The organism is Streptomyces sp. NPDC029139 (assembly GCF_055564335.1).
Window position 1 is genome coordinate 60,265 of record NZ_JBVHWN010000016.1, and the last position, 22,422, is coordinate 82,686.

Below are 22,422 nucleotides of genomic sequence, written 5' to 3' on the forward strand. Positions count from 1 at the left end.
GGGTGCGGTACGTGAGCACCCGAAACCCACGCGACGACAGGCGCCTGTTGCAAGAGGAATGAGGAGCGCAACCTCAGCGCCGAAATCGGTGATCGGATTCGCCACCCGGCCAGACGGCCAGCAATTGTGAACGCAACACTTCACCCGCATGTCGGCTGGCTCAGGATATGAGACGAGTGCGCATCCGACGTTGACCTGGCCGGATTTCATTGCAACTCTCGTCGCTGTGAGCAACTTCGAGAACCGAGCCGCTCGCCTGCACGTCGATCTGCGGCGTCAGGCCAGCGCCATCTGTGCCGCCGGCCACTGAACCCGCGCTGACGGGCGCTGCCCCGTCCCGCTCCGCCTCGAAGCCGGCTGCTATGACCATGACACTCCTGTCGTAGAGCACTGTAGCCGTAGAGCACTGCTGTCGTAGAACGCTGATTTCTCTCAGTAACTCCTGCCGCGGGTCTTTCCATTCCGGGTTCGCCTTGCCGTACTCAGCTGCCGAGCAACCTTCCGGCTGGGGCCTCTTCATGTCGAAGCCCCTACGAGCAGCGCGCTTCGTCATTTCGGGAAACACGTCCGACGATTCCACGTAAGTCCACTTTCGTTTGAACAGGACCATGCCATGGCCACTACGGCATCGACCCGACGCCAGTTCCTCACTCTGCTCGGACTTTCGGCGGTGGCCGTGAGCTGCGGCACCGCCGCCACCGGAGCCACTTCTGCCAAGGGCGGGACCAAGACGCTCCGCTACCAGGGTTGGGCAGGTCAGGTCACGCTGCCGGAACTGGCCGAGGATCTCGGCTATCTGGAGGACGTGAAGTTGAAGTGGGTGGGCAACACCATCAGCGGGCCGCAGGACATCCAGTCCGCGGCCACCGGCCAGACCGACTTCGGCGGCGCCTTCAACGGCGCGGTCGTCAAACTGGCCGCGAACAACGCCCCCATCAAGGCCGTCATCAGCTACTACGGTTCCGACAAGCACGCCTACAACGGCTTCTACGTCCTCGAGGACAGCCCCATACGCTCACCCCAGGACCTGGTCGGCAAGAAGGTCGGGATGAACACCCTCGGAGCCCACTCCGAGGCCATGCTGGACATCTACCTGCAGCGAGGCGGCCTGTCCCGGGCGGAGATCGGCAAGGTCGAGCCTCTCGTGGTGCCTCCGGTCAACACCGAGCAGTCGCTGCGTCAGAAGCAGATCGACGTGGCCGTGCTCGGCGGCATTCTGCGCGACAAGGCCCTCGCGGCCGGGGGCATCCGCCCCCTGTTCACGGACCATGAACTGCTCGGCCCGTTCAGCGCCGGCACCTTCGTGATGACGGACCGGTTCCTGAAGCAGAACCCCGAGACGGCCCGGATCTTCGTCACCGCCGTGGGCCGGGCCATCGAGTGGTCCCGTTCCACCCCACGCGAAGAGGTCATCACCCGGATGACCGACATCGTGAAGAAGCGGAGCCGGAACGAGGACACCGCACCGCTGAAGTACTGGCGGTCCTACGGCGTCGCCGAGAGGGCCGGCCTGATCACCGGTAAGGAACTCCAGTTGTGGATCGACTGGCTGACCGATCGCGGTGACATCAAGAAGGGCGAGGTCACGTTGTCGGACCTCTACACCAATGAGTTCAACGGCAACGCGACAACCCCCTCCGCGGCGAAGAGCGGGAGCTGATCCCATGCCGACATCCACCACGCCCAAGATCGCGTTCGAGGACGTACGGAAAGACTTCACCATCAAGGACCGGAAGGGCAGTCGGCAGGCAGCCGGCTTCACCGCCCTCGACGGCATCGATCTGGAGATCGCGGCAAGTGAGTTCGTCGTCCTGGTCGGGCCCAGCGGCTGCGGGAAATCGACGCTGCTGGACCTGCTCGGCGGCCTCACCCGACCCACCGGGGGACGCATCCTGCTGGACGGCGAACCCGTCACCGGCCCCGGCCTGGACCGCGGCATCGTGTTCCAGCAGTACGCCCTGCTGCCGTGGCGCACGGCCCAGGGCAACGTCGAGTTCGGCCTGGAGGCCGTGGGCGTCCCACGGCGGCAACGTGCGGTACGCGCGAGGGAATTCCTGGATCTGGTCGGCCTCTCCGGGTTCGAGGACCGCCATCCTCATGAGCTGTCGGGCGGCATGCGGCAGCGGGTGGCGATCGCCCGCAGTCTCGCCTACGACCCCGATGTGCTCCTGATGGACGAGCCGTTCGCCGCGCTGGACGCCCAGACCCGTGAGTCGTTGCAGGACGAACTGCTGCGCATCTGGCAACGCACGGGCAAGACCGTCGTCTTCATCACGCACGGCATCGACGAAGCCGTCTACCTGGGGCAGCGGGTCGCCGTCATGACATCGCGGCCCGGCCGCATCAAGCGGATCGTTCCGGTCGCCTTCGACTCCCGTACGGCGACGGACGACCTCCGCTCCAGCCCCGAGTTCGCCCGGTACCGGCACGAGCTCTGGTCGCTGCTGCACGACGAGGTGGCCAGGGCCCAGCAGTTGGAGAAGGAGGAGGCATCCGTATGAGCACCACGACCGGCACGGCCACGGAGAGGACCACGGCGCTGGACGCGGTGAGCGCCGTCGAGCCCGTCGCCGTCGGTACCGTACATGGTGGGCACCACCATCGTGCTGCCGTCGACGGTGACACCGACCGGGTCCCGGCCTCCGCTCCGTCGTCCGATTCGCAGCCGCCCGGGGCGTCGCCGTCGAGCACGCGTCACGTCCGCCCCACAGCTGCCCGTATCCGACCGGCGGTCCGCCGACTGCCGTACCTCCTGCTCAGGGGGGCGACCAAGTCCGCGGCGATCGTGGCTCTGCTCCTGCTGTGGGAGACGGCACCACGACTGGGTCTGGTCGACAGAATCTTCCTGCCGCCGTTCAGTGAGGTCACCGGCGCCTGGTGGGGGCTTGTCACCGACGGGCAGCTCGCCGACAACACCCGCGCCAGTCTGGTGCGCTCGTTCGCCGGTTTCGGTCTCGCCGTGACCGTCGCGGTGCCGCTCGGCCTGCTGATCGGCTGGTACCGGCCGGCCGCCGACCTGCTCGGGCCGCTCCTGGAGGCGTTCCGCAACACGGCGGCGCTGGCTCTGTTGCCGGTGTTCGTTCTGCTGCTGGGGATCGGCGAAACCTCGAAGATCTCCATCGTGGTGTACGCGTGCACCTGGCCGATCCTGCTCAACACGATCAGCGCGGTCCGCAACGTCGACCCGACCCTGCTGAAGCTGGCCAGGTCGATGGATCTGTCCGCGCCCCGTCTCTTCCAGAAGGTCATCCTGCCGTCCGCGGTCCCGGTGATGTTCACCGGCATCCGGCTGGCCGGAGCGGTGTCGATCCTGGTGCTGGTCGCCGCGGAGATGATCGGCGCCAAGGCGGGTCTCGGCTATCTGATCAACGCCTCGCAGTACAACTTCGCGATCCCTCAGATGTACGCGGGCATCATCACGATCTCCGCCATCGGTGTGGTCTTCAACCAGTCCCTGGTGGCCGTGGAGCGGCGGCTCAGCTCCTGGCGCGTACCGGGCGACGGCTGACCCGGCCGCCTCCCGTCTCTTTTCCACCCGGTGCGTCGCACCGCCCCGCTTGTCTCCCACGTCGCTCTCTCCCGATCCGAGGAAAGCCATGACCGCGACCAGCCCCCGTCGGCTGCACCTCAACGCCTTCCTGATGAACGCCGGCCACCACGACGCCGCCTGGCGCCACCCGCGCACCCAGCCCGAACGCGTCACCGACCTGCGCTACTTCCAGCAGCTCGCACAGACCGCCGAACGCGGCTTGCTCGACTCGGTCTTCCTCGCCGACGGCCTGGCCCTGTGGGGAAAGGTCCGGCACAACGCGCTCGGCGGCTTCGAGCCGCTCACCTTGCTGTCCGCCCTCGCGGCGGTCACCGAGCACGTCGGCCTGATCGCCACCGTCTCCACCACCTTCAACGAGCCGTTCCACACCGCCCGCAAGTTCGCCTCCCTGGACCACATCAGTGGAGGCCGGGCCGGCTGGAACATCGTCACCTCCGGCACTGTGAACGAGGCCCGCAATTTCGGGCGCGACGAGCACCTGGAGCACCGGCTGCGCTACGAGCGGGCACGGGAGTTCGTCGACGTCACCACCAAGCTGTGGGACAGCTGGGACGACGACGCGATCCTGCTCGACCGTGAGCGCGGTGTCTACGCCGACACCGACAAGGTGCGCGAGATCAACCATCGCGGGGAGCACTTCGGGGTACAGGGCCCCCTGAACGTGCCGCGCAGCCCCCAGGGGTACCCGCTGCTGGTGCAGGCCGGTTCGTCCGAGGACGGCAGGGAGTTCGCCGCCCAGTACGCCGAGGCCGTCTTCACCGCCCAGCAGACCCTCGCCGACGGCCAGGCCTTCTACAAGGACCTCAAGTCCCGGCTCGCCCGCTACGGCCGCACCGAGGACCAGCTCCTGGTGCTTCCCGGCATCGCCCCCGTCATCGGCTCGACCGAGGTCGAGGCCCACGCGCTGGAGGAGGAGCTGACGGCGCTTCAGGTGCCCGAGTACGGGCTCGCCCAGTTGTCCGGGATGCTCGGCACGGATCTGACCGGTCTGCCGCTGGACGGACCGCTGCCCGAGCTGCCCGAGGAACGGGACATCAACGGCAACAAGAGCCGCTTCACGCTCGTCGCCGAACTCGCCCGCCGCGACGGGCTCACCCTGCGCGAGCTCATCGCCCGCCTCGGTGCGGGCCGCGGCCACCGCGTCTTCGCCGGCACCCCCGAGCAGATAGCCGACCAGCTGCAGGAATGGTTCACCCAGGGCGCCGCCGACGGCTTCAACATCATGCCGCCCCATCTGCCGGGCGGCCTGGAGGACTTCGTCGACCACGTCGTCCCGATCCTCCAGCGGCGCGGCCTCTTCCGCACCGAGTACACCGGCCGCACCCTGCGCGAGCACTACGGCCTGGCCCGCCCCGTCAACCGCCTGGCCGCGGCGGCCACAGCAGAGGAGCGACCCGCGTGACCGGCCTGGACCTCACCGCGGACGTCCTGGTGGTCGGCGGTGGCCCCGCCGCCACCTGGGCCGCGCTCAAGGCGGCCCAGGACGGAGCGGACGTGGTCCTCGCCGACAAGGGCTACTGCGGCACGAGCGGCGCCACCGCTTCCGCCGGAACCGGCGTGTGGTACGTCCCCCCGGAGCCGGCCGCCCGAGAAGCCGCCATGGCGAGCCGGGAGGCACTGGGCGGATTCCTGGCCGACCGGCGCTGGATGACCCGGGTGCTGGACCAGACGTACGCGGGAATGAACGAACTGGCAGCGGCGGGACGCTATCCCTTCCCGACCGGGCCGGACGGCGAGCAGCTCAGGAACGGCCTGCAGGGACCGGAGTACATGCGCAGGATGCGGATCCGCGTCCAGCGGGCCGGAGCCCGCATCCTCGACCACAGCCCGGTCACCGAACTGCTCACCGACGCCTCCGGAGCGGTCGCCGGGGCACGAGGTCACCGGCGCCAGGCCGGACAGCCGTACCAGGTGCGCGCCGGAGCGGTCGTTCTCGCGACCGGCGGCTGCGCGTTCCTCAGCGGCGCGCTGGGCTGCAACGTCAACACCGGCGACGGGGCGCTGTTCGCGGCCGAGGCGGGCGCGGAGATGTCCGGGATGGAATTCTCCAACGCGTACGGCATCGCACCCGAGGGCACCTCCGTCACCAAGACCGCCTTCTACTCCTTCGCGACCTTCTACCACGAGGACGGCTCGGTCCTGGAGGGAGCGGCCAGTCAGGGCGGCCGGTCCGTCATCGCTCGTACGCTCCTGAGCGAGAAGGTGTACTGCCGCCTCGACCGAGCGGACGCGGCGGCACGAAAGGCGATGCGGCCGGCCCAGCCGAACTTCTTCCTGACCTTCGACCGGCTCGGCATCGACCCCTTCACCCAGCACTTCGCCGTCACGCTCCTCGCCGAGGGCACCGTCCGCGGCACCGGCGGCATCCGTATCACCGGCGACGACTGCGGCACCACCGTGCCCGGCCTGTACGCGGCCGGAGACGCGGCGACCCGTGAGCTGATCTGTGGCGGCTTCACCGGTGGCGGCAGCCACAACGCCGCCTGGGCCATCGCCTCCGGCACCTGGGCCGGCCTTGGCGCGGCCCGCCACGCTCGCTCTCTCGGCGTCCGGGCCGGTACCCGGCGCCTGGCACCGGCGGGCGGCGCCGGGCTCCGGCCCACCGGGACGCCTGGCCCGGCCGACGACTTCCGCGAGGTCGTCGCCGCGGTCCAGGACGAGGTGCTGCCGTACGAGAAGAACTATCTGCGTCACGGCAGCCGGCTCGCCGCCTCGCTGCGGGTCCTCGACACCGTCTGGGCGCAGTCGCGCGCCTCCCTGCACGCCCAAGGCGGGCAGGCCGTACGGGCCCGGCAGGCGGCGGCGATGACGGCGCACGCCCGCTGGATGTACGTCTCGGCGCTGACACGTACAGAGACCCGGGGCATGGCCAAACGGCTCGACTTCCCGGCCCAGGACCCCCGTCAGCACCACCGCGTACTCACCGGTGGTCTTGACCGGGTGTGGACTCGCATCGAGCCCTTGACGACGGTGCCGACCGCATCGGCGGCCCCCGTCTCACCCTTGGAGGTGGCTTCGTGATCGAACTCGTCTCGGCTGAACGCTGTATCACCTGCGACACGTGCATCAAGGTCTGCCCGACCAACGTCTTCGACCGGGGCGAGGACGGCCTCCCGGTGCTCGCCCGCCGCGAAGACTGCCAGACCTGCTTCCAGTGCGAGGCGAACTGCCCGGCCGACGCGCTGTACGTCGCCCCCCTGACCCGCCCGCTGCCCGACGAGCCCACCGCCCGGGACGAGGAGCACCTGGACCGAGCGGGCCTGCTGGGCAGCTACCGCCGCCACATCGGCTGGGGGCGCGGCCGGACGTCCGGCGCGCTGCTGGCCGTCGGCCCTGTCCTCGGACCGCCCGGGTCCGAGGCCGCCCTGCCCCTCACCTCCTGACCCCTCCCCCGCTGAATCACCTCCTGAAGGGAACACCCGCACATGACCACCAGCACCGGCCTCGACGTCCGCAGGATCGGCGGCCGTATCGGCGCAGAGATCGTCGGCGTGGATCTCTCCACCGACCTCGCCCCCGCCGTCGTCACCGAGATCGACTCCGCTCTCCTGGAACACAAGGCGCTCGTCTTCCGCGACCAGAACCTCGACGACGCGGGCCAGCTCCGCTTCGCCTCCCTCTTCGGCGAACTGACCAGCGCACACCCCACCGTTCCCTCCGTCGAGGGCCGGCCCCAGGTTCTGCCCGTCGACGGTGACGAGGGCATTCGCGCCAACCACTGGCACACCGACGTCACCTTCGTCCGTACTCCCCCGAAGGCGTCCACGTTGCGCAGCATCGTGGTCCCGCCCTACGGCGGCAACACCCTCATCGCGAATGCGGCCGCCGCGTACCGGGATCTCCCCGAGCCGCTGCGCGAGCTGGCCGACAAGCTGTGGGCGGTGCACACCAACGACTACGACTACGCCGCCCCGAAGAGCGAGAAAGCCGCCGAGCACCGCCGGCGGTTCGTCTCCCGGAAGTACCGCACCGCGCACCCGGTCGTCCGCGTCCACCCCGAGACCGGGGAGCGAGCCCTGTTCATCGGCGGCTTCGCCCAGAGCATCGTCGGTCTCGGCCCGTCCGACTCCCGGGACCTTCTGCGCATCTTCCAGTCGTACGTCACCCGGCCGGAGAACATCGTGCGGGTGGCATGGACACCGGGCGACCTCGTCCTGTTCGACAACCGCATCACCCAGCACTACGCCCCCGACGACTACGGCGACCTGCCCCGACTGCTGCACCGGGTGACCGTCGCGGGCGACGTCCCGGCCGGTGTCGACGGCGCCCTCAGCCACGTCGTCGAGGGCGACGACGCCGCCCACTACACCCCCGCCACGGCCTGAAGTGCCTCGACCGCCGGGCATGGGCACCCGCCCCTGCCCGGCGGCCCGTCCGGCCGCGGAATGTCTGCGCAGCGAGAACCACCAAGGCCCCAACTGCGGCTCCCGACAAGTGATCTACTGGGTGTGCACGGGCGAGAGGCGTCCGTAGGGTTGCACCAGGCAGCTCCGGCTGCGTCCGAGGTCGAGTAGCGATGCATGTCACGAGCGGCGACGGAGTACGGATCGCTTTCGAGACCGTGGGCAGCGGACCACCGCTGGTGCTGCTGCACGGGTTTTTCGAAGATCGCACCACGTGGCGGTCGGCCGGCTATGTCGACGCCCTCGCCGACAGTCATCGTCTTGTCCTCATCGATGCCCGTGGTCACGGCGGAAGCGATGCGCCCCACGACGTGGACAGCTACCGGATCGTCCGGCAAGTGGAGGACGTCACCGCGGTACTCGACGCGCTGGACATCTCTCGGGCCGCATTGTGGGGAGCGTCGATGGGCGGCATCATCGGCCTCAACCTGCTGGCCCGCCATTGCGAACGGCTGACCGGCCTGATCGTCGGCGGAGCCCATGCCGACCGCGCTGCCGCTGCGCCGGGCGAGGTTCAGCGGGAAGCCGAGCTGTTCCGCGTTCAGGGGACCAGGCCGTTCCTCGACGTCCTGCAGCGTCAGTGCTCCCTCCCCGCATGGATGCGTGCCGCGGTACTGACGGCCGATCCGCACGCATTGGCGGCACTGACCGTCGCCCTCGCCGACCGCGACGGCGTTGTGAGCGAGCTCGCTCACACATCAGCGCCCGTACTGCTGCTCGCGGGGGCCCGCGACCCGCAGTTCAAGATGATCCGGGACACGGCGGATCACCTCTCAGGCGCCACCTGCGCCGAACTGCCTGACTGTGGGCACTTCGAGACGTTCCTGCGCATCGATCTCACCCTGCCGGTCATCCGTCCGTTTCTCGCGAGGTGCGCCGCTGGGTGAGAGTGGTGAGTCAGCCCGCGGGCGCGGCGCGTGGCCCGACGCAGACAGGTCCACCCCGCCCGACCCGTGACGTGACCTGCGGGACAATGCCCTCATGCGGATCTCAGCCAGGGCGGACTATGCGGTACGGGCAGCCCTCCTCCTCGCCGGCGCCACCCATGCCTCCCCCGTGAAGGCGGAGGCCATCGCCGAGGCGCAGGAGATCCCGCACAAGTTCCTCGAAGGCATCCTCAACGACATGCGCCGCGGCGGACTGGTGGTCAGCCAGCGCGGCGCCAGTGGCGGCTACCGGCTGGCGAGGGCCGCCGAGGACATCTCCGTCGCCGACGTGGTGCGGGCGGTCGAGGGCCCGCTGGTCTCCGTACGGGGCGTGCGCCCGCCGGAGCTCTCGTACAACGACCCTTCGCAGGCGCTACTGCCGCTGTGGGTCGCCCTGCGCGCGAACGTCCGCCAGATCCTGGAAGGCGTTTCGCTGGCGGACATCGCGTCGGGCGAGCTCCCCGACTTCGTGCACTCCCTGGCCCAGGATCCGGCCGCCTGGACCAATCCCTGAGACGGTGCGTGAGGAACCACCTCGTCGCTGTCTCCATCCGCGAGACGAGGCCGTCCACCGTTCGGTCACCCTCTTGCCAGGAGAACGCCCTCCGCCCAGTATCCCTATCAACCTGATGGGAATACTAGGGATCTGATCGCCGCTCCGGCGCGCAGAGCGCCCGGACGCCCTCAACACACTTCGGAGGTAGCGCACATGACCACCGCCGCCCACCACCGCTCCACCGGCGTCCGGCCAACCCCCGGGCCGCTTTTCCCCCCTTCGGCCTGCCGGTGAGCACCATGGCGACGACACCGACCACGACCCTCCCGCCGTCCGCCGACGAGCGGCAGCGCGCGCTCCTGCGTACCGCCCGCGACGTGGCGGACGACCTCGCCACGGACGCGATCGTCCGCGACCAGGCGGGCGAGCCACCCGTGGACGAGACCGCCCGGCTGCGCGAGGCCGGCCTGCCGGCCGCCCTCACCCCGCCCCTTCCGGGTGGCGGGGTGGACTGGCGCACCGGGTGCGCCGTCGTCCAGGAGGTCGCCACGGCGGACAGCTCCCTCGGCGAAGTCCTCGCCCGCCACTACGCACACGCCTGGAGCGGCCGCTTCTACGCACGACACCACCGTGCGTCCGCTCTTGAGGAGGAGGCGGTACGCGCGCAGTGGCTGTGGGCGGGGACCGTCCGCTCCCCTGGCTCGGCGGACGACGCCGGCGGACCGGGCCTCACCCTGACGCCGCTCGACGCGGGCTATGTGCTGAACGGGCACCGCCTCGTGGACACCGCGGTGACCGTCGCCGACCAGTTCATGGTGGACGCCGTGTGCGTCGCGACGGGTGACATGCTCGTCGTACGTGTCCCGGCCAGTGATCCGGGAGTCATCGCCGAACCCGCCCATGACCGTCTCGGCCAGCGCGTCGCCGACGCGGGCGCGGTCGTCATGGACGGCGTCGTCATCCCCCCTCGACAGGTACTGGGGTCGCGGCCACAGGACGAGGAGTCGACGGCGCCCTTCACCGCTCTCGCCGAGCCGGCGCTCCGCCTCGCCCTGTGCCACGTCGGCCTGGGCATCGCCGAGGGGGCCCTCACCGAAGCCCGCGACCTCGGCAGGAACGCCCGCGTCCCTCGACCGCCCGGCGACGACCCCGACCTGCTCCTCACGTACGGCGAACTCGCCTCCGCCGCCCAGACGGCCGCCGCCGTGGTCGAGAGGGCGACGGACGCGATGACGCTCGCCCTGAGTGCCGGAGCGGAGCTCGACCCCGAGGAACCGGCGGCTGTCGATGCCCTGGTCGCCATGGCCGAGACCGTCACGACAAAGGCGGCGCTGCACATCACCACCCGGGTCCTGGAGCTCGCGGACGCCCATGGCCTGGACCGCTTCTGGCGCAACGCCCGCACCCTGACGGCCCAGCACCCGGCCGCCCACCGCCTGCGCGCCATCGGCGACCACTACCTCAATGGCCGCCGCAGGGCGAGGCCAAGGAATGGCACCTACCACTGACGTGCGGGTTCCCACATTTCAAGACGAGGTCGTCCATTATACGGAATGCCCCTTGGGGCGGAAACCAGCCTCTGCCACTATGCCTATCAACCAGGTGGGAAAACTAGGGATTCCGAGAGGTGGTAGCCGTGCGCACGCTGAAGCAGGCAGGCGACTCGCTTCCCCTTCTCACCTCCCGCCGGCACATCGACCTCGGCCGTACCTCCAGCGCCATGTGTCGGCCCGTCTAAGGCCCTTCAGCGGATCCGCCTTCCCGGCCGCAGAACACCCGCCGTACGCACTCCCGCCCCAGCCCCGGCCAACCGCTCGACGTGCGGCCCGGTCATGCGCGGCGTTCCCGCGTCCATCTCCCGGCTCCAGCACTCCCCCGCGAAACGGCCCACGACGACGGCCGCCAGTGGCCGCCTGGGGCACCTCGTCGCGCACCTCCACGCTCCCCGATCCTTCCCCTGAAAGGACACCTCCGTGTCTGCCGCAAGACCGCTCACCGCCCTTCGCACCGTCGCCGCCATAGCGGCGCTTCCCTTCCTCCTCACCGCCTGCGGCTACGGCTCCCAGGCGAGCGAGGACGACGAGCAGCCCAAGGTCGCGGCCGACGCCAAGAAGCTCTCCGCGGGCGAGGTGAGGATCGGCTACTTCCCGAACCTGACACACGCCACCGCTCTCGTGGGTGTCCAGGAGGGCCTTCTCCAGAAGGAACTCGGCGGCACCGCGATCAAGCCCTCGACCTTCAACGCCGGTCCGTCCGAGATCGAGGCGCTGAACGCCGGCGCGATCGACATCGGCTTCATCGGCCCCTCCCCCGCCATCAACGGCTACACCAAGTCCAAGGGCCAGAACCTGCGGATCATCTCCGGTTCCGCCTCGGGCGGGGTGAAGCTGGTGGTCAACCCGGCGAAGATCAAGACGCTGGACGACGTCAAGGGCAAGCGGATCGCCACCCCGCAGCTCGGCAACACGCAGGACGTCGCGTTCCTGCACTGGGTCTCCGAGAAGGGCTGGAAGGTCGACTCACAGAGCGGCAAAGGCGACGTCTCGGTGCTGCGTACGGACAACAAGGTGACCCCGGACGCCTACAAGTCCGGCTCCATCGACGGCGCTTGGGTGCCGGAGCCGACCGCGTCGAAGCTGGTCAGCGAGGGCGCGAAGGTCCTCCTCGACGAGTCGGACCTGTGGCCCGAGAAGAAGTTCGTGATCACGAACATCATCGTGCGGCAGGCGTTCCTCAAGGATCACCCGGACGTGGTCGAAGCCGTGCTGCGCGGCACGGTGAAGACCAACGCGTGGATCACCGCCAACCCGGACAAGGCCAAGGAATCGGTGAACGCGGCGCTGAAGAAGGAGACCGGCAAGCCGCTGTCGGCCAAGGTCATCGACGCGGCCTGGCCGTCCATCACCGTCACCGACGACCCGCTCGCCGCCACCCTCCAGGCGCAGGCGGAACACGCGGTGGACGCCGGTCTGCTCAAGCAGCCCGAGCTCGCGGGAATCTACGACCTCGCGCTGCTCAACAAGGTCCTCAAAGACGCGGGCAAGCCCGAGGTCTCCGACGCCGGTCTCGGCGCGAAGTAGTCCGTAGCAGCCCGAACTCCCAGGAGGTGACGACCATGGCCACGACCACGACGCTCGCCAAGGCCGGTGATCAGACGCAGGACGAGGACCGTACGGCGGTGACGCACGCCGCCCGGATCGAGCACGTCTCGAAGACCTTCGGCGGACCCGCCGACGCACAACTCGTCCTCGACGACATCACACTCGACGTCGCCCCGGGCGAGTTCGTCACCCTCCTGGGAGCCTCGGGCTGCGGCAAGTCCACCCTGCTCAACCTGGTCGCGGGCCTGGATTCGCCCACCACCGGTTCTCTCACGACGGCCGGCCGGCCCGCCCTGCTGTTCCAGGAACACGCCCTGTTCCCGTGGCTCACCGCGGGCAAGAACATCGAACTCGCGCTGAAGCTGCGCGGGGTGCCGAAGAACGAGCGGCGCTCCGAGGCCGAGCGCCTCCTCGAACTCGTCCGGCTCAGCGGCTCGTACCGCAAGCGGGTCCACGAGCTGTCAGGCGGCATGCGCCAGCGTGTGGCGCTGGCCCGGGCGCTCGCCCAGGACGCCCAACTCCTGTTGATGGACGAGCCGTTCGCCGCACTGGACGCCATCACCCGGGACGTGCTGCATGACGAACTGTCCCGGATCTGGCGGGAGACGAAATTGTCGGTCCTGTTCGTCACCCACAACGTGCGCGAGGCCGTGCGGCTGGCCGAGCGTGTGGTGCTGCTGTCGTCCCGCCCCGGGCGGATCGTCCGCGAGTGGACCGTCGACATCCCGCAGCCGCGCCGCATCGAGGACGCCGCCGTGGCGGAGCTGTCCGTCGAGATCACCGAAGAACTGCGCAAGGAGATCCGCCGTCATGGCCAGCAGCACTGAGACGACCACCACGACGGCGGCGAAGGCCGACGATCTGGCCGGCCTGGAGGCCGGCCTCGACGCCCTCGACGCCGTGCAGACCCGCCGGACCCCGGTGCGCGAGGTCCTCCTGAAGAAGATCCTGCCGCCGGTCCTCGCTGTCGTGCTGGTGGTGGCGGCATGGCAGCTGCTCGTGACCCTGAAGGTGGCCGACGAGGGCAAGCTGCCGGCTCCGTCCGCCGTATGGGACAGTCTGGTCACGATGTGGAGGGAGGGCACGCTCCTCGACATCCTGTGGACCAGCGTCTCCCGAGCCCTGCTCGGCTTCCTCTTCGCCCTGGCGATCGGCACACCGCTCGGGTTGCTCGTCGCCCGGGTGGGCGTGGTGCGCACCGCGATCGGCCCGATCCTGTCGGGCCTGCAGTCGCTGCCGTCGGTGGCCTGGGTCGCCCCGGCCGTGCTCTGGCTCGGGCTCAACGACCAGATGATGTACGCGGTGATCCTGCTGGGCGCGGTCCCCTCGATCGCCAACGGCCTGGTGGCCGGTGTCGACCAGGTCCCGCCGCTCTTCCTGCGGGCCGGGCGGACGCTCGGCGCGACCGGTCTCAAAGGCGCCTGGCACATCGTGATGCCGGCCGCGCTGCCGGGTTATCTGGCGGGTCTGAAGCAGGGCTGGGCGTTCTCCTGGCGTTCGCTGATGGCCGCCGAGATCATCGCGTCCTCTCCCGACCTGGGTCTGGGCCTGGGCCAGTTGCTGGAGAACGGGCGCAACAACTTCGACATGCCGGGCATCTTCCTGGCGATCATCCTGATCCTGCTCGTCGGTGTCGCTGTCGACCTGCTTCTGTTCAGCCCCCTGGAGCGGGCGGTGCTGCGCCGCCGCGGACTGCTGGTGAAGGACTGAGCGCCACCTCAGTCGGACCCGCAGGAGGCGTCGAGGGGGGCACACACCTCGTCGAACGGGGCCGGGCCGTCCTGCGACCCGCTCGGCCGGTCGCCAGCGGGTTGGGCCCGACGAGGTGGTCGGGGAGAGGGCGTGGGCCGGCGTCGTGTGCAGAACGTACGAGGGCGCCGGCGCAGATGCCGCACGGAAGTCTTGAGGAAGGGAGCGGCTGCGGTGGGCGCGATACGCCTTTTCGCATGGCGGAGGATGGCGAGGCTCGCCGTACCGGCCGAACACCTGAGGCGGTCATCCCGCCTTCGGCACGACCTTGACGTCGTACGCAAGGACGGGCACCGCTGCGAGCTGCTCGTCCACCTGTTGCCGGACATCGCCGTCCAGGGACAGCACCATCTTGGTTCTGGCCCCACGCGCGTCGGCCCGGGGAACGGGGTCCTCCATCGGATCGCGGCCGCCATCGGTCAGGCTCCGCAGAGCGCTGCGCGCCTCTTCGAGAGCACTGTCGCTCACGGTCATGGTCACGACGGTTGTGAGCTCCACAGCGAGCCTCCTGGCAGTGAACGAACGCACGGCTGCCCCAAGGATCTCCCCCGCGGATCTTCTCCGCACCGCAAGCTAGGCCGATGCGGTTCGTCCAAGGTGGCTTCGCGCTGCCGCGGCCTTCGGCCGGCTGAGCGGGTTGCCGCGTCGTGGGCTGCTTGCCCTGGCCGTCGCCGTCACCCTGATCGCGGCGTGTCTCCTGGCCGTCGTCCTCGAGGACCCGCGCCAACCCCATCGAGCCGAAGCCGCCCCTCGCCGACGGTGCCCGCGACTCCCTCCCTCACCACGGCGACGCGGCGTGCCCACGCCGCGCCCCACCACACCGGTCCCGATCACGCCCTCCGAGCCGACCAGCACGGCGTGCCACATCTTCGACCCGGGGTGCTCGAGCAGCGCTGGAACCTCACGTCATCCAGCGCGCTGCACCCGGGCCGACGAGTGGCGAAGGGCGCCGTGTCAGTCCTGCATGGACAAGGTCGCAGCCGACTGCCTGCCGGTGCGCTCCGCCTCGTTCTGTACGAGCAGGGACAGGAGGGAGGCCAGGGAGAGGCCGGCTTCCGCGGGATGGCGCAGCGCCTTGCCTGGCTCTATGCGGTAGGTGTTCGTCCGCCCTTCTCGCGTGTGGGAGAGGTAACCGTCCTGTTCGAGGTCGGCGATGATCCGCGACACGGCGCGCTCGGTGAGTCGGCAGCGAGCGGCGATGTCCCGGATGCGGGCGTTCGGGTTGTCCGCGATGGCAGCCAGTACACGGGCGTGGTTCGTGACGAACGTCCATCCGGTGTGGGATTCAGGGACTCCAAGCATGTCCTGGATTTTACGCGACCCGGCTTGCCAGAACAGAAATGCATGACATAAATTTCCTGCATTCGACGTCGCGTCTCCCTCCTGCGGAGGGATCACGGGAGGGATTCCACGAATGTCCTGGGATGATGTCGCCGCCATCGAACTCCTGTCCACATCCGACAGTGAGCCACCGGCGGGACAGGCGGCCGAGGATGCGTCGCCGCAGGCCGTGGTGCTCCAGTACGAGCACAACGGGGCGCAGGTCGTCGAGGCCAGTGGCGACTACGACATGGACTCCATCGGGCCTTTGGCCGACGCACTGAAGACGGCGACCGACACGCATCCGAAGGTCATCCTTGATGCCTCCAAGGTCACCTTCGCGGACTCGTCCTTCCTGAATCTGATGATCCTCGCCCACCGGACGGGAAGGCTGCGCGTGGCAGCACCGTCGGTGCAGGTCCGGCGCCTGTGCGCCATCACCGGTGCCGAAGACGTCCTGCAGATCCGCGACACGGTCTCCGACGCTGCCACGACGTAGCACCATGGCCCCGCTCCGGCAGGCCCCCAGCCACGAGGCTCCCGCAGAGAGACATGACCTAGCGGCCGGTCTGCGCCCGGCGTGGTGGCGGCCCGTATCGTCGACGCCGAAGACCAGCGGGCAGCCGCGACAGGTGATGCCGCCGCGGATCGCGGGGCCTCGATCCCGCGCCCAGTCACCGCTGCGCCAGGGAGCCACGACGTCCGCCGGGTTCGCCCTCGTCCACTGGATGTCGCCGTGTGTGGCTCCCCATCTGGCTCCCCCTGCAGCGGCGGCCACTCCGGATCAGTCCCGCGGAAGTACGCCGATACGAGCAGAGGAGCCGCCGTCGCTCGCGCCTCCCACGGGGCGCTGCCGCTTCTCGTGAACCAGCGGGCAGGGCGCGGACGCGGACGCGGCAATCATGGGCACGGCTTGCGGTACCGGACGTACTCGTTCCGCCTGCGGAACCCGACACTTTCGTAGAGCTCATAGGACTGGTGCGGGTTGGCCGTGCCGGTGAACAGCCGGGCGGTCATCGCACCCTGGTCCCGAAGACTTCGCAGTCCGTCCAGCAGCAGGGCCCGGCCGATTCCGAGACGCCGATGGTCCGCCCGGACACTCAGCTCTTCGATCTCGCCCACGGTGTCGTCGTGACGGCGGAGGGAGCAGAGGGCGACGCCGACGATGTCCTGCCCCTTCCACGCTGCCCTCCAGCATGCCGGGGCCGCCGCGTTCACGAAGTCCGAGAAAGGCCATTCTGGAGTGAAGTCGGCGTCCCCGTACGAATCGACGACCGTCCTCCAGGCTGCGCGGTAGTGGCTTGTCCCCATCGGTCCCGTCCGTATCCCGGCGGGCAGATCACCGCCCCGATCGGGCAACTGCCGGAGATCGCCCAGCTCCAGTTCGATCAGGCTGAAGACACGTCGGTAGCCGGCTCCGAGCAGAAGCGCCGTCGCATCCCGCTCGGAGGTCATGGCGTTCGCGCCGACCACTGCCGTCCGCGCCGTGCCATGTTGATCGACGAGTCGGCGGATTCGTTCTTCAGCCCAGTCCAGCATCGCCGAACCGATGCCCTGGCGGCGGTACTCGGGCAAGAGGTAGCCGCGGTGCAGGTACACCCACGTGCCGTCCCGCTCCTGCCACCATCGGATCGTCGAGTAGCCGACGACACTCCCCTCGCGCACCACCAGGATCTGGTTCTTGGACGGCTCCTCCAACTGGGCAGCCGCTTCGGCGATCTCAGCCGGGGTCGGGAGCCCTTCCACAACCGAACGGGCGTCGACCCGGTCCCGTTCAACACAGCCCAGCCGCACCGCGGCCATGGGACCGTGGTCCTCGTCTCCGCGATATGGCCGGAACCTTAAGCCGCCCGAAAGACCATGTCCTGCTGCGCCATCCGACATGGTCGGATGATCTCGGACTTCGAGGCAGGTCCGCCACCCTCTTGATGTCGCGGTCATGTGGCGGCCGTTCCACTTCCAGGCCGCACCGGAACACCCTCTCCTTGGGACACTCGCACCCGGTGTAACCCTCTCACCGGAAGAGGCACAGCAATGCACGACGAACCGGCAGACGGCGTCATCACGGGCGAGCTGACCTGCCTCATCCCGACCACCGAAGCCCATCTGCCCATACTCGCCCGATGGTTCGCCGACCCCGAATTCGTCCGGAACTGGGGCGGACATCCCCTCACCCGCGAGAAAGTGGCCGCGAAGTACACAGGAAGGCGCCGCCCCGACGTGGAGTCCTACCTGATCCTCGCCCGGCCCATCCCGGTCGGCTATGCCCAGTACGCAACTGCCGGCCCGGACCAGGGCGGCCTCGACATGGTCCTCCTGCCCCAGGCCCAGGGAAAAGGCATCGGCCCGGACACCGCTCGCGCCCTCGTTCGGCACCTCCATACGGTGGTGGGCTGGGACCGGGTGACCGTGGACCCGGAACTGTCCAACATGCGCGCGATCCGTGCATGGGGAAAAGCCGGCTTCCGCCCGGTGGGCCGTCAGGGGCGCCAGCTCATCATGGAGTGCCTTCCCGCACTCGGCATCTCACCGGCCCATGTCCCTGACGCGAGCTTCCCTCGCGAGGGGTGAACACGGGCGGACTTGTGGCCGCGTCTTGTCAGCCGGCGTCGTCCAGACTGCCGCCATCGACGCGGTCGGCCAGATCGAGGATGCATTCTGAAGGCTCGTTGGCTCTCGGCAGCGGACCACCGGCTGACCAAGGATCCGCTCCGCAACGGTGAAGGGCCCGTACACCGAATCGGCCCTTCGTCTCGCCGCCGATCGGACGACTCTGTGGCTCCACTCCCGCGCTTCTTCCGCCCGATGTCGGTGCGTCCATGCGGTGTTGTGGCGCTGCCAGTAAGCGGCCCAAGAAGCTGCCCGCTCAGTGCGGATGGGCGAAGAACAGCCCGGTGTTCTGAGAGTACGTCGATGAGGGCGAGAAGTGGGAGGACAACGCCACCGAGGACATCGGCCTCTGGCAGATGAAGGCGGATGGTAGGGCGAGTGTGACGGCGTCGGCGGCCTGCCCGGCAACACCCCGAGGGAACCGCTGACGACCAGCACATCCCCCACGGCGCCTGCTACGCACCGACCCGTTCCGTGTCTGCTCATGGCAGTGTGGAGAAGACCGCCGCCCACCCGGGGCGATGGCTGGGCCGATCATCGTGGTGGACGGGCACGAAGCAGTGCACGAAGTGAGGGGCCTGGCCGACACGAGCAATGACCTACTGGATCAGGTCGGTATACGTGTAGCACTTCGGGCAGGAGTAGATCTGCAGATTGTTCGCGTCAGAGACCTGGATCCCTGGCGGGTTCGACACGTTGTCGTTGTCGAGGACGGCGATGGCTTGGTCCTCATACGGGACCCAACCCCTTCTGTGGTCACGACATTCGTTCGAGGCGATGGTCAGCAGCGGGTGCATCGCGGCGCCGCAGTTGATGCAGAACCGGGCGATGGGATCAGTGAGGCCCCACGGCGGCCATCCACCGACCTTCCAGCCGGGGGCGACGGACAGCTCGTTGGAGTAGAACTCCTCCGGAGCGGCCTCGTAGGAATCATCTATCTCGACGCCGGCCGCCTGCCACGCGCTCCAGTCGCTCAGCTGCCGCTGCAGCCCCTTGTCCAACTCAAGAAAGTTCGGGTACTCGGTGACTTGCTCCGGTGCGAGCACACATGGCTTCGGCGTGTAACCGTACTGCGCCTCGGACGGTTTGGGCGGTGAAGCGAGAACATGGCTGACGTCAGCGGCGGTTCGCCAGAACAGTTCGGTCGGAGGCTTGTGCTCCGGCGGGTGCTCCGAGGGACACCACAGCACCTGGAGCAGGTCGGTCCGTCCGGGCGGCCGTAGCTGGGGCACGTCGCGCACGTACAGCTGGGCCACCGGCAGGAGAGGGGAAACCGGACCCTCGTGCCACTTGTCGCAGTACAGCCACGGCTGATTTGCAGGCCACAGCAGTGGTCCACCGATCGAGCTTTGGTACGGCGACGGTGAACCGGAGCGGGGATGCAGCCGGGTCGCCGGGCGTGCCAGCGGGGTCAGTTGAGGGAAGACCGAGGCCACGTCGAACGGCCGCGGTGGAGTGGTACGGATGACGTTCACAGCGGCGATACTGCCAGCAGCCTCTGACAAGCGGCGTACGAACCTCCATGGGCGGCACTGTCAGTGGTGTCGTACATGATCGGCGCGTCAGTTCTTCTGTGGAGTCGGGGTGAGGCCGATCAGTCGTTGGACCTGGAGGCCTGTATGCGCCCACCCAGGCCGCTCGAGCCCGCTGCCGGCCCGGGAAGTCAGCACCCGAAAATGCCGCAGGGTGCACAACTATTGCTTGATCGAGAGTCTGATCGGCTGCAACGCATGGCGAGTTTGGTCTACCTGAGGAGTACTCACCTGTCCCACGCACGTCCCGCCCGCCGGCAGCTCGCCGCAGCCGTCGTCACCGTGCTCACCGTCACCGTTGGCGCGAGCGCGCTGACTGCTCCGGCGATCGCCGTGCCGGCCGTCGAGGGCGCAACGGAAGCAGCAACGCCGACGAGCGTCGTGCCGTTCCCGAAGTACAGCACCGTCTTCGGTGCGACCGCCACGGGCTTCCTGACCGAGTCCCGTCCTCCGGACTCTGACGGCACGCGGTCCTGGGTTCCGGCGGACGGCTCCGCGGCAACGGAGCTGAACTGGGCCGCCAACACCAAGAGCACCGGTGCAGGGGACATCGTTTCATCCCACTGGAATACCGGTGCCGACCTCACCGACATGGCGACCGGCCAGAAGGTGGCCTCGGTGTCTCTCAGCCGTGGGGCCATGCACGCGGGAGCTGCGGGCAATGCCCTCTTCACGACCCTGTTCGACGAGAACGGGGACCGGCTCCTTCATATGCACACCGCGACCAGCGGCTCGGGCAGGGCGACGGCTGGTCTCCCCGGCGACGCCTATTACGTCGAGGTGGAGGCCGGCACGGCCCATCACGCCTTGCTGACCTACCGAAGGTCCCCATTGGACCACAGCTCGAGGGGCACGGCAGCGGGCGCCGGGCCCGAGCCGGGCGGTCATGGCGGCGTGGAAGTGGTCCCAGGTACGTGAAGGGGCGGGGGTCCGGTGCCGGATCCCCGCCCTTTGCCGTAGGCCGTTACAGGGTGGGGTAGTCGGTGTAGCCGCGGTGGTCGCCGCCGAAGAAGGTGGCGGGGTCGGGGGTGTTGTACGGGCCGCCGGCCTTCAGGCGGGCGGGCAGGTCGGGGTTGGCGAGGAACAGCGCCCCGTACGCGATGAGGTCGGCGGTCCCGTCCTCGACGAGGGTCAGGGCGTCGGCGCCGGTCGGCCCTTCGGTGGCCGGGTTGAGGATGAAGGTGCCGGAGAACGCCTTGCGCAGGGCGAGGGTCAGCTCGCGGATCTCGGGCGCGGCCTCCGTGACGTGGAGGTACGCGATGCCGACCGGGTCGATCGCGGCGACGAGGGCGGGATAGAGCTCCTCGGTGTCGGTCTCGGCGATGTCGTTGTAGGTGTTGCCCGGGGAGATACGCAGGCCGGTGCGCTCGGGGCCGATCTCGTCGGCGACGGCCTTGACGACCTCGACGGCGAAGCGGATGCGGTTCTCGACGGAGCCGCCCCAGCGGTCGGTGCGGTGGTTGGAGCCGGAGGCGAGGAACTGCTGCACGAGGTAGCCGTTGGCGCCGTGGATCTCGACGCCGTCGAAACCTGCCTCGACGGCGTTGCGGGCGGCGGCGGCGAAGCCGGCGATCGCCTCCGGCACCTCGTCGGCGGTGAGCTCGCGCGGCGTGACGAAGTCGATGAGTCCGGTACCGGCGAAGAGCTGCCCCGCCGGGGCGACGGCGGAGGGCGCGACGGGATGGAGCCCGTCGGGGAGGACGACGGGGTGGCTGATCCGGCCGGCGTGCATCAGCTGGGCGAAGATCTTTCCGCCGCGTTCGTGCACGGCGTCGGTGACCTCGCGCCAGGCGGCGATCTGCTCCCGGCTGTGCAGCCCGGGGGTGAAGGGATAGCCCTGACCCTGAGGGACGGGCTGGACACCCTCGGTGATGATCAGCCCCGCGGAGGCACGCTGGGCGTAGTACTCGGCGACGAGCGTGGTGGGGGTGCGGCTCTCGGCCTCGGCGCGGCTGCGGGTCATGGGCGCCATGGCGATGCGGTTGGCGAGCCGGGTCCCTGCGAGGTCGATCGGGTCGAAGGCGGTGGTCATGGCTGTCCCCTTCACGATTTATGTGGTCGGCCAAGTATCCGGCCCGGGTGTCACTGTAACGCATTCATTGGTCGGCCAAGGTAATCTGTGGGCAGAGCCTTCCGGAGGAGCACCGATGTCAGGGACCGACCCCGTCTGTACGGAGACGACGCCGTCCGCAGCCCGTGGCGGACCCGTCAGCATCGCCCTGGCCCGGGTGGCCCGGATGCACCGGATCGCCGCAGGCCGGCGCCTGAAGGAACTCGGCCTCTACCCGGGCCAGGAGATGATGATGATGCGGCTCTGGGACTGCGGCCCCGTCCGCCAGTCCGAACTGATCCAGTCCCTGGGCCTCGACGCCTCGACGGTGACCAAGATGCTCCAGCGCCTGGAGCAGTGCGGGCATGTCCGCCGCGGCCCCGACCCGGCCGACCGGCGCGCGGTCCTGGTCGAGGCGACGGACGAGGGGCGCTCGCTGCGCACCGGCGTCGAGGGCGTCTGGTCGGACCTGGAGCAGCTCTCCCTGCAGGGACTTGTCCCAAACGACCGGGCCGAACTGGCCCGGCTCCTCGGCCTCGTGGCGGAGAACCTGCGCGTGGAGGCCGGCGAGGCGGGCGAGTGCCCGTTGCCGCAGGGGAACTGCTGAGGATCCGGCCCGCCGGGGAGCCGCCGACCGCCGGGGAGCCGCCGAGTCGCGCAGCAGCGGGCCAAGGCCGCTGCCTAA

General features: G+C 69.3%; 24 protein-coding genes. 18 read left to right on the top strand and 6 right to left on the bottom strand.

Annotated elements, in window-relative coordinates; translation table 11 throughout:
* Positions 1-160: 160 nt before the first annotated feature.
* Positions 161-610, bottom strand: coding sequence for a hypothetical protein (locus ACZ4VW_RS28215; protein ID WP_467967185.1), 450 nt, complete (start codon positions 608-610; stop codon positions 161-163).
* A 3-nt stretch (positions 611-613) separates the two neighbouring features.
* Between ACZ4VW_RS28215 and ACZ4VW_RS28220 the strand changes: the two genes are divergently transcribed.
* From ACZ4VW_RS28220 to ACZ4VW_RS28285, 14 genes are all read left to right on the top strand, one after another.
* Positions 614-1,660, top strand: a complete 1,047-nt coding sequence (locus tag ACZ4VW_RS28220) for an ABC transporter substrate-binding protein (protein WP_467967187.1) — start codon at positions 614-616, stop codon at positions 1,658-1,660.
* A 4-nt stretch (positions 1,661-1,664) separates the two neighbouring features.
* Positions 1,665-2,501: an ABC transporter ATP-binding protein gene (locus ACZ4VW_RS28225; protein WP_467967189.1), complete on the top strand. Its 837-nt coding sequence runs from the start codon at positions 1,665-1,667 to the stop codon at positions 2,499-2,501.
* Positions 2,498-3,508 carry an ABC transporter permease gene (locus tag ACZ4VW_RS28230; RefSeq protein ID WP_467967191.1) on the top strand — a complete coding sequence of 337 codons (1,011 nt, stop codon included), beginning with the start codon at positions 2,498-2,500 and terminating at the stop codon, positions 3,506-3,508. The genes ACZ4VW_RS28225 and ACZ4VW_RS28230 overlap by 4 nt, the downstream gene beginning before the upstream one ends.
* Before the next feature lie 88 nt (positions 3,509-3,596).
* Positions 3,597-4,952 carry an LLM class flavin-dependent oxidoreductase gene (locus ACZ4VW_RS28235; protein WP_467967193.1) on the top strand — a complete coding sequence of 452 codons (1,356 nt, stop codon included), beginning with the start codon at positions 3,597-3,599 and terminating at the stop codon, positions 4,950-4,952.
* Positions 4,949-6,571, top strand: a complete 1,623-nt coding sequence (locus ACZ4VW_RS28240; protein ID WP_467967195.1) for an FAD-dependent oxidoreductase — start codon at positions 4,949-4,951, stop codon at positions 6,569-6,571. Before ACZ4VW_RS28235 ends, ACZ4VW_RS28240 begins: the two co-directional genes overlap by 4 nt.
* Positions 6,568-6,933 carry a 4Fe-4S dicluster domain-containing protein gene (locus ACZ4VW_RS28245; protein ID WP_467967197.1) on the top strand — a complete coding sequence of 122 codons (366 nt, stop codon included), beginning with the start codon at positions 6,568-6,570 and terminating at the stop codon, positions 6,931-6,933. The genes ACZ4VW_RS28240 and ACZ4VW_RS28245 overlap by 4 nt, the downstream gene beginning before the upstream one ends.
* Before the next feature lie 42 nt (positions 6,934-6,975).
* Positions 6,976-7,875, top strand: a complete 900-nt coding sequence (locus ACZ4VW_RS28250) for a TauD/TfdA dioxygenase family protein (RefSeq protein WP_467967199.1) — start codon at positions 6,976-6,978, stop codon at positions 7,873-7,875.
* A gap of 191 nt (positions 7,876-8,066) precedes the next feature.
* The gene (locus ACZ4VW_RS28255) at positions 8,067-8,840 is read left to right on the top strand and encodes an alpha/beta fold hydrolase (RefSeq protein WP_467967201.1); all 774 of its coding nucleotides are present in this window, start codon (positions 8,067-8,069) and stop codon (positions 8,838-8,840) included.
* Between the two features lie 94 nt (positions 8,841-8,934).
* Positions 8,935-9,393, top strand: coding sequence for an RrF2 family transcriptional regulator (locus tag ACZ4VW_RS28260; RefSeq protein ID WP_467967203.1), 459 nt, complete (start codon positions 8,935-8,937; stop codon positions 9,391-9,393).
* A gap of 281 nt (positions 9,394-9,674) precedes the next feature.
* Complete coding sequence (locus tag ACZ4VW_RS28265) at positions 9,675-10,883, top strand: acyl-CoA dehydrogenase family protein (protein ID WP_467967205.1); 1,209 nt, start codon at positions 9,675-9,677, stop codon at positions 10,881-10,883.
* A gap of 128 nt (positions 10,884-11,011) precedes the next feature.
* Positions 11,012-11,113, top strand: coding sequence for a putative leader peptide (locus tag ACZ4VW_RS28270; protein WP_467967207.1), 102 nt, complete (start codon positions 11,012-11,014; stop codon positions 11,111-11,113).
* 235 nt (positions 11,114-11,348) lie between these two features.
* Positions 11,349-12,455 (top strand): aliphatic sulfonate ABC transporter substrate-binding protein, encoded by a 1,107-nt coding sequence (locus ACZ4VW_RS28275; RefSeq protein WP_467967209.1) that lies wholly within the window; start codon positions 11,349-11,351, stop codon positions 12,453-12,455.
* Between the two features lie 35 nt (positions 12,456-12,490).
* Positions 12,491-13,303, top strand: coding sequence for an ABC transporter ATP-binding protein (locus ACZ4VW_RS28280; protein ID WP_467967211.1), 813 nt, complete (start codon positions 12,491-12,493; stop codon positions 13,301-13,303).
* Positions 13,287-14,186: an ABC transporter permease gene (locus tag ACZ4VW_RS28285; protein ID WP_467967213.1), complete on the top strand. Its 900-nt coding sequence runs from the start codon at positions 13,287-13,289 to the stop codon at positions 14,184-14,186. The genes ACZ4VW_RS28280 and ACZ4VW_RS28285 overlap by 17 nt, the downstream gene beginning before the upstream one ends.
* A gap of 285 nt (positions 14,187-14,471) precedes the next feature.
* Here ACZ4VW_RS28285 and ACZ4VW_RS28290 read toward each other — a convergent pair whose 3' ends face one another.
* Entirely contained in the window at positions 14,472-14,723 is a 252-nt protein-coding gene (locus ACZ4VW_RS28290) for a hypothetical protein (protein ID WP_467967214.1), read from the bottom strand.
* 456 nt (positions 14,724-15,179) lie between these two features.
* Positions 15,180-15,527, bottom strand: coding sequence for a helix-turn-helix transcriptional regulator (locus tag ACZ4VW_RS28295; RefSeq protein ID WP_467967216.1), 348 nt, complete (start codon positions 15,525-15,527; stop codon positions 15,180-15,182).
* Between the two features lie 112 nt (positions 15,528-15,639).
* Here ACZ4VW_RS28295 and ACZ4VW_RS28300 point away from each other — a divergent pair, with 112 nt between their 5' ends.
* Positions 15,640-16,044: an STAS domain-containing protein gene (locus tag ACZ4VW_RS28300; protein WP_467967218.1), complete on the top strand. Its 405-nt coding sequence runs from the start codon at positions 15,640-15,642 to the stop codon at positions 16,042-16,044.
* 401 nt (positions 16,045-16,445) lie between these two features.
* Here the strand turns inward: ACZ4VW_RS28300 and ACZ4VW_RS28305 are convergent, their stop codons facing one another.
* Entirely contained in the window at positions 16,446-17,429 is a 984-nt protein-coding gene (locus ACZ4VW_RS28305; RefSeq protein ID WP_467967220.1) for a GNAT family N-acetyltransferase, read from the bottom strand.
* A gap of 150 nt (positions 17,430-17,579) precedes the next feature.
* Here ACZ4VW_RS28305 and ACZ4VW_RS28310 point away from each other — a divergent pair, with 150 nt between their 5' ends.
* Entirely contained in the window at positions 17,580-18,116 is a 537-nt protein-coding gene (locus ACZ4VW_RS28310) for a GNAT family N-acetyltransferase (protein WP_467967222.1), read from the top strand.
* Between the two features lie 638 nt (positions 18,117-18,754).
* Here ACZ4VW_RS28310 and ACZ4VW_RS28315 read toward each other — a convergent pair.
* Positions 18,755-19,630 (bottom strand): hypothetical protein, encoded by an 876-nt coding sequence (locus tag ACZ4VW_RS28315; protein ID WP_467967224.1) that lies wholly within the window; start codon positions 19,628-19,630, stop codon positions 18,755-18,757.
* 201 nt (positions 19,631-19,831) lie between these two features.
* On the opposite strand from ACZ4VW_RS28315, the gene ACZ4VW_RS28320 reads away from it, so the two are divergent.
* Positions 19,832-20,605 carry a hypothetical protein gene (locus ACZ4VW_RS28320; protein ID WP_467967226.1) on the top strand — a complete coding sequence of 258 codons (774 nt, stop codon included), beginning with the start codon at positions 19,832-19,834 and terminating at the stop codon, positions 20,603-20,605.
* A 46-nt stretch (positions 20,606-20,651) separates the two neighbouring features.
* Here ACZ4VW_RS28320 and ACZ4VW_RS28325 read toward each other — a convergent pair whose 3' ends face one another.
* Entirely contained in the window at positions 20,652-21,719 is a 1,068-nt protein-coding gene (locus tag ACZ4VW_RS28325) for an alkene reductase (protein WP_467967228.1), read from the bottom strand.
* 115 nt (positions 21,720-21,834) lie between these two features.
* Between ACZ4VW_RS28325 and ACZ4VW_RS28330 the strand changes: the two genes are divergently transcribed.
* Positions 21,835-22,344, top strand: coding sequence for a MarR family winged helix-turn-helix transcriptional regulator (locus tag ACZ4VW_RS28330; RefSeq protein WP_467967230.1), 510 nt, complete (start codon positions 21,835-21,837; stop codon positions 22,342-22,344).
* The last annotated feature ends 78 nt before the right edge of the window (positions 22,345-22,422 follow it).

What these genes read in the sequence shown, in the direction of transcription:
- ACZ4VW_RS28215 (WP_467967185.1), bottom strand. Translation starts at nt 610, where the DNA reads ATGGTCCTGTTCAAACGAAAGTGGACTTACGTGGAATCGTCGGACGTG.
- ACZ4VW_RS28220 (WP_467967187.1), top strand. Translation starts at nt 614, where the DNA reads ATGGCCACTACGGCATCGACCCGACGCCAGTTCCTCACTCTGCTCGGA.
- ACZ4VW_RS28225 (WP_467967189.1), top strand. Translation starts at nt 1,665, where the DNA reads ATGCCGACATCCACCACGCCCAAGATCGCGTTCGAGGACGTACGGAAA.
- ACZ4VW_RS28230 (WP_467967191.1), top strand. Translation starts at nt 2,498, where the DNA reads ATGAGCACCACGACCGGCACGGCCACGGAGAGGACCACGGCGCTGGAC.
- ACZ4VW_RS28235 (WP_467967193.1), top strand. Translation starts at nt 3,597, where the DNA reads ATGACCGCGACCAGCCCCCGTCGGCTGCACCTCAACGCCTTCCTGATG.
- ACZ4VW_RS28250 (WP_467967199.1), top strand. Translation starts at nt 6,976, where the DNA reads ATGACCACCAGCACCGGCCTCGACGTCCGCAGGATCGGCGGCCGTATC.
- ACZ4VW_RS28255 (WP_467967201.1), top strand. Translation starts at nt 8,067, where the DNA reads ATGCATGTCACGAGCGGCGACGGAGTACGGATCGCTTTCGAGACCGTG.
- ACZ4VW_RS28260 (WP_467967203.1), top strand. Translation starts at nt 8,935, where the DNA reads ATGCGGATCTCAGCCAGGGCGGACTATGCGGTACGGGCAGCCCTCCTC.
- ACZ4VW_RS28265 (WP_467967205.1), top strand. Translation starts at nt 9,675, where the DNA reads ATGGCGACGACACCGACCACGACCCTCCCGCCGTCCGCCGACGAGCGG.
- ACZ4VW_RS28280 (WP_467967211.1), top strand. Translation starts at nt 12,491, where the DNA reads ATGGCCACGACCACGACGCTCGCCAAGGCCGGTGATCAGACGCAGGAC.
- ACZ4VW_RS28285 (WP_467967213.1), top strand. Translation starts at nt 13,287, where the DNA reads ATGGCCAGCAGCACTGAGACGACCACCACGACGGCGGCGAAGGCCGAC.
- ACZ4VW_RS28295 (WP_467967216.1), bottom strand. Translation starts at nt 15,527, where the DNA reads ATGCTTGGAGTCCCTGAATCCCACACCGGATGGACGTTCGTCACGAAC.
- ACZ4VW_RS28300 (WP_467967218.1), top strand. Translation starts at nt 15,640, where the DNA reads ATGTCCTGGGATGATGTCGCCGCCATCGAACTCCTGTCCACATCCGAC.
- ACZ4VW_RS28305 (WP_467967220.1), bottom strand. Translation starts at nt 17,429, where the DNA reads ATGTCGGATGGCGCAGCAGGACATGGTCTTTCGGGCGGCTTAAGGTTC.
- ACZ4VW_RS28310 (WP_467967222.1), top strand. Translation starts at nt 17,580, where the DNA reads ATGCACGACGAACCGGCAGACGGCGTCATCACGGGCGAGCTGACCTGC.
- ACZ4VW_RS28320 (WP_467967226.1), top strand. Translation starts at nt 19,832, where the DNA reads ATGCCGCAGGGTGCACAACTATTGCTTGATCGAGAGTCTGATCGGCTG.
- ACZ4VW_RS28325 (WP_467967228.1), bottom strand. Translation starts at nt 21,719, where the DNA reads ATGACCACCGCCTTCGACCCGATCGACCTCGCAGGGACCCGGCTCGCC.
- ACZ4VW_RS28330 (WP_467967230.1), top strand. Translation starts at nt 21,835, where the DNA reads ATGTCAGGGACCGACCCCGTCTGTACGGAGACGACGCCGTCCGCAGCC.